This is a genomic window from uncultured Aliivibrio sp., assembly GCF_946479765.1.
Lineage (GTDB): Bacteria > Pseudomonadota > Gammaproteobacteria > Enterobacterales > Vibrionaceae > Aliivibrio.
This window is the reverse complement of sequence record NZ_CAMLHO010000095.1, coordinates 1-4,889: the sequence shown is the minus strand read 5'-3', so window position 1 is coordinate 4,889 and position 4,889 is coordinate 1. Positions and strand designations below refer to the sequence as shown.

General features: G+C 38.8%; 5 protein-coding genes and 1 pseudogene. 1 reads left to right on the top strand and 5 read right to left on the bottom strand.

The window, feature by feature from the left end; genetic code table 11:
* A partial coding sequence (locus Q1K78_RS16925; RefSeq protein ID WP_300181560.1) for a replication initiation protein occupies positions 1-661 on the bottom strand: 661 nt, incomplete at its 3' end.
* 257 nt (positions 662-918) lie between these two features.
* Positions 919-1,959: a hypothetical protein gene (locus tag Q1K78_RS16920; RefSeq protein ID WP_300181559.1), complete on the bottom strand. Its 1,041-nt coding sequence runs from the start codon at positions 1,957-1,959 to the stop codon at positions 919-921.
* Between the two features lie 692 nt (positions 1,960-2,651).
* Here Q1K78_RS16920 and Q1K78_RS16915 point away from each other — a divergent pair.
* Positions 2,652-3,107 (top strand): prepilin-type N-terminal cleavage/methylation domain-containing protein, encoded by a 456-nt coding sequence (locus Q1K78_RS16915; RefSeq protein ID WP_300181558.1) that lies wholly within the window; start codon positions 2,652-2,654, stop codon positions 3,105-3,107.
* A 431-nt stretch (positions 3,108-3,538) separates the two neighbouring features.
* On the opposite strand, the gene Q1K78_RS16910 is transcribed toward Q1K78_RS16915, so the two are convergent.
* From Q1K78_RS16910 to Q1K78_RS16900, 3 genes and pseudogenes are all read right to left on the bottom strand, one after another.
* On the bottom strand, positions 3,539-3,829 hold the full coding sequence (locus Q1K78_RS16910) for a hypothetical protein (protein ID WP_300181557.1): 291 nt from the start codon (positions 3,827-3,829) through the stop codon (positions 3,539-3,541).
* Complete coding sequence (locus tag Q1K78_RS16905; RefSeq protein ID WP_300181556.1) at positions 3,826-4,149, bottom strand: hypothetical protein; 324 nt, start codon at positions 4,147-4,149, stop codon at positions 3,826-3,828. Before Q1K78_RS16905 ends, Q1K78_RS16910 begins: the two co-directional genes overlap by 4 nt.
* A 479-nt stretch (positions 4,150-4,628) precedes the next feature.
* A pseudogene (locus Q1K78_RS16900) lies at positions 4,629-4,889 on the bottom strand (replication initiation protein); the annotation flags it as partial.

Here is a 4,889-nt window from a genome sequence, read left to right as displayed (position 1 = left end):
ATTGAGTGTGTCTATATTCCCACACACGCAAAATATTACTATGGCAGTAAGCTTTTAGGGCTATTTCTGCATCGTATTTTTCTTGTCTTTTTGCGTATTCAATTTCACGTCTTCGGATCTCAATTGAGCGTAAACGATCAAGCTCATCATTTTTGATGCCTAAAATTTCATAGAACAACGGCGTGGTGCATAGCGTTCTTGGCAATCGTCCATCATGCAGAATATCTTGTATGGATTGTCCACTCTGCTCAGGCTCGTACAGAAGCCCCATGATCACTAACTCTTTCATGATCACTGAAATGGTCGAACTCGACACCCCGATCTCTTTACCTATTTCAATACACAAATGTGTGACATTAATACAACCAGTTACCGTATCTGAATTGTAGGCAATCCAACGTAAAGTATTTTCAATATTTTGCTTATGTACTTCTTTAAATGACAAATTTCGCTTACGCATACCGACTTCAACCAACTTATGAACTAAGAAAGGCCATTGCGAATTGATCCACGCACCATGCTTTTCAAGCGTGTTGAATATCTTTCGGTTGAGGGTTGGAATGTGTTTTTTCTTGCGATCACGAAGTGGCAGAACTTCAAATTCAGAACTTAAAGATTCTTGCGGATGCCATGTATTTAGGGGGGGAAGTGTCGTTTTCATTCATTCATCTCTTGTAATTACAGGCTAGATAGCTATAATCACAACTACTCAAGCAAGTCTGTTTTGTTTGTGTAATGCAGTTAGAATTTCTCAGGTTCTTGCTGCTCTCTGTTCAAGTGTTGTAGCACTTAGAACGGAACCTATTAAACATGAAAGCCCTACGTACTTCAAGTACATAGGGCTTTTTTGTTTTTACATCATTATATTTTTAGCGCAAACATTACTGCATGTTAATCGTTCGTTAGAATATTTCTTGTCTAATGTCGCATCAAATTCATTCTATCTCGACGAAGAGCATCAGGGTTCTTCGCTGTGATCTTATCGATATACTTCGTTATCGACGACATTATCATCGCAGCTTCTAACGTCGCAGGGTCTTCGCTAAGCAAACCAAGAGCATCGAGTGCAACTAGTGATTTATTTAATCTGTTCGCTTGCCTATTAAGCTGCTTAACGTCATGTTTTTCATGAGCATCAAGCCACTTTGCTACTTGATTTTCGAATGTTGTCATTAATCGTTTTGTTAACATTATATCGTCAGCATCTGTTAATAACTGATTTTCTCTCGCTTCAAGCTCTTTGGCTTGTTCAGACAGCAATGCAGCTTGCTTATCTAGAGCCGCTTGCTGTGTAGCAATAATTTCAAGCTCTCTTGCAGCTTTAATTTTCCAGGTCGGCACCGTGCGCTTGTTCGCGTGCTCTTGAGCTTGCAATTTATGATCTCGATACTGCGTCCAGTCCAGGCCCATTTTCATCGTTGAGTTATTAAAAGAATCTTTTACGACATGCGTGATAGTCTTCCTTTGGAGGTCTCTAAGGCAGCTACCTTCTGGGGTGAACTTACCGATAACTACATGCATGTGATCGCCAGTTCCGACCTCTCTACCCATAGAATCATATTCTAGCGTTTGATCTTGGCGATGCACTACTGCGTATGTTTGTTTTGATATGGTTTCAGCTGATGTACCGAGCTTCGCTGCTACATCAATGAACATCTGCTTTGCGATAGCTTTCCACTGCTCACCGCTCGGTCTGTAGCCTTTTGGTAAGTTCAGCGTAAACTCCATCGCAAATGATTCAGCTGGTCTGCCACCCTTTCCCTTTGCTTTGAGTTTCGCTGCTGCTGAAGTCCCATTGTATGCGATTGTAGCCATAGTGTTGTCATTGCCCCACACTCGACCAATCACTTCTGTCTTCTTGTGGCTCTCAGCGTTCTTGTTGTGCAGATATATCTCTCTTGCTGCGATCCCATCAGATCGATTCTTCGTCGCCTTAGTTTTTACTGTCCATCCTTTCATCGTAACTTTATTTAAAGTGTACTAATTTAAATATTATTATCAAAAATGGATTATTTATGTCTCGCATTCAAGATAGGCAAACCCAGCTTCATTCACTTCGTTCATGCGCAGGGTTTACCTCTTGCCAGAGGGATTTCATCCCCTCTGGACTCCCTGAGCCGCAGCTATCGTGCATCTTTTGCGAAGCAAAAGTGTGACGATAGCGCAGCGGGTTACGTTGTCGTCACATTTACCAAATACGCGACATGCCTAGAACGCGCGTGATTGTGTAACGTCCAAACATAAAAAAGGCCGCCAATTTAGGCGACCTTTCGATTCGTGATACGGCTGTTATGTTTAATTCGGCCTAGCCAAGTAAACTCTGTTCGCCCAAACTTGATCAATTAGCGGTCATGCTTACCCTGTCATTCATGGCAGGGTAAGCGTAGCGTGAGCTTGGAAAACTCAGCTTTAACGTTTCAGTGGAAGCTTCCTCCTTTCCATAACGTAGGTTCTTGATACGTTATGGCGCGTAGCGAGGGGGAGGTAGTTCCACACGCGATATCACCTTTATGTTCAATAGGCCGTACAAGGGGGCGATTTTATTTTACGAACAAAAAAAAACATTAAACTTTTTTTCTGAAATTATTATTTATAATATCGACATAAGTAAGATAAGCTGTCACTTTCTTTTTTTATTTAAGTATTATTCTATGAGAAATAAAGGTTTTACATTAATAGAGTTAGTGATCGTGATCGTTGTTCTTGGTATTTTAAGTGCAACCGCGGTGCCTAAATTTATGAATTTACAAGATGATGCACGATTAGCCACATTCAAATCTGAAGGGGCAGCGATAAAATCAGGCCTTGAACTCGTTCATAAAAAAGCAATAATTGGGCCTATTACAGACGGCAAACTAACAATTAATGGCGAATTCATTACTATCAATCCAAAGACGATGTACCCCATATTTTTAGAGGAAAATCTAGAAAAACAAATAATGGCCTTTGTAGATATAGATTTATCTCGTTACGACGTGGAGTATTATAAAACTGGGTTTATGATGTACCCGAACACTTTTACACCAGAAAATGAGAAATATTGTCTTATAGAATATGCTTATGATAAATTTAATATAGATACTACTAGTTGTTTCACAGGCTTATAGCTTACGGCCATTAAATATCCAATTATCGTAAATAGAGTAAATAGAGTAAATAGAGTAAATAGAGTAAATATTACTAAGTGATTTTCACTCTATTTCATAACATTAAAACCTAAAATAGCCCAACAAATTCGATGCGCGATATGCCCCTTATGTTAAATCCGTAAGTTAGCCTATGAAAACCATGCTTTCGCAGCCTGAAAAGCTCATAGAGCCACTTTTTATATATAAACCACACCGATATATCCAAAAACACGTTTGAAAGTTTATGACGCTTTCAGGGCGATTTACAGGGCAATAAAATCTCGAACCGGTTCATTTAATAATTACCCTGTAACGCCTATTTTTAGCACTTATCATTATGGTAAATTGAAATTCATCACGGTTTAATGAATTCTAAATATGAACAATGCAAATATAGAAAACTGTGTTAACTAATTTACTTCAAAAGTACCAAAAACAAGGATCAACGCATCGACATATTCACCGGCTCCAGATTCAAGAAAAACCGGTTTAAAATTACGGCAGGCGATGTATTTCTTCTTTGACGGTACGTATGTCATCGAGTTCGGATTTGCAGTTAAGTACACTTGAAAGACTTTACTGACTTTCTGGCGACCAAGGCCCAGGTGAAAATAAATGTCTTTACTTGTGACATGTCCATTTAGTTTTAATTTTGCATCTATCAATTTTAAAACGACTTCATCTAGTAAGGCTTTACTCATTGTTTAATCTTCTCTTGTAAAGTTTTTAGTTCGACAAGAGTGTTATTAAGAACTGTTTTAACTTCTAATGTTTGCCCTTTCTTATCCTGTTCTAGCTGATCAATACGTTTTTTAATATATTCATTCATGTCAAAATCCATCTCGTTCTCCCGATATTTTTTAATTAACGTGTCTACTTGATCTACAAGCAATGCAGGAACTCGAATCAGCTTACTGCCTTTGCCTTTTTTTCGTCCCGCACCTTCTCTTAATCCGCCGTGGCCATAATTTCCCTGATCTTCATCCAGTAGATCTAATTGCTGTTCTTTTTTCGCCATCATCACGCCTCTTGATTTCTGTTACAGGAATCAAAGTTAGCAGTTTTCTTTACTGAAATACAGCACAATTTTCACGCGCCTGCCCTGCTAAGATGCTCTTAAGTGTGATGAACTGCCAGCGTTTATCACGTCCTCCTGTCGGATGACAAAAGATACTAACCGCAACGACAAAGGCCTCACTGCGTAGCAGTCGAGAGGCCGTTACCTTTTTATACTCTTTTTATCAACAGAAGCTGTTGGAATAAGATAATTTTGAATGAGATAAGAAAAAGAATATTAGCAGGGTTTAGAAAGGGGCTATATTTGTATTATAAATAGGCTATTCCGACATTTATGTATAACTCATAGATACATCGAAAAAAAGATCTCAAACTCAATAAATATAAGTCCTTTTTAATGTCCTTTTTGTGCGTTTTTTAGGCAGTTTATATTTTAGACATGACAATGCCCACTCAGCTAAGAGCGTAACAAGATAACTGGAGTTACGTTATTGGGGGGGCGAACTCAGAGCGTTTAACAGATAACCCCATTCTACGTAGTAGATTGTTGGCCATCTTAGTGATGTTGTCTTTTTCGGTATTGATAGACCAGCTTTTCGCTTTGATGCGTTCAAGCAGCTTACGTGAAATATAAGCAAGGCGAGTCATTGGATCCATATCAGCCAATTTAATTTTATAACTAGAGGTAGATTGAGTGTGTCTATATTCCCACACACGCAAAATATTACTATGGCAGTAAGCTTT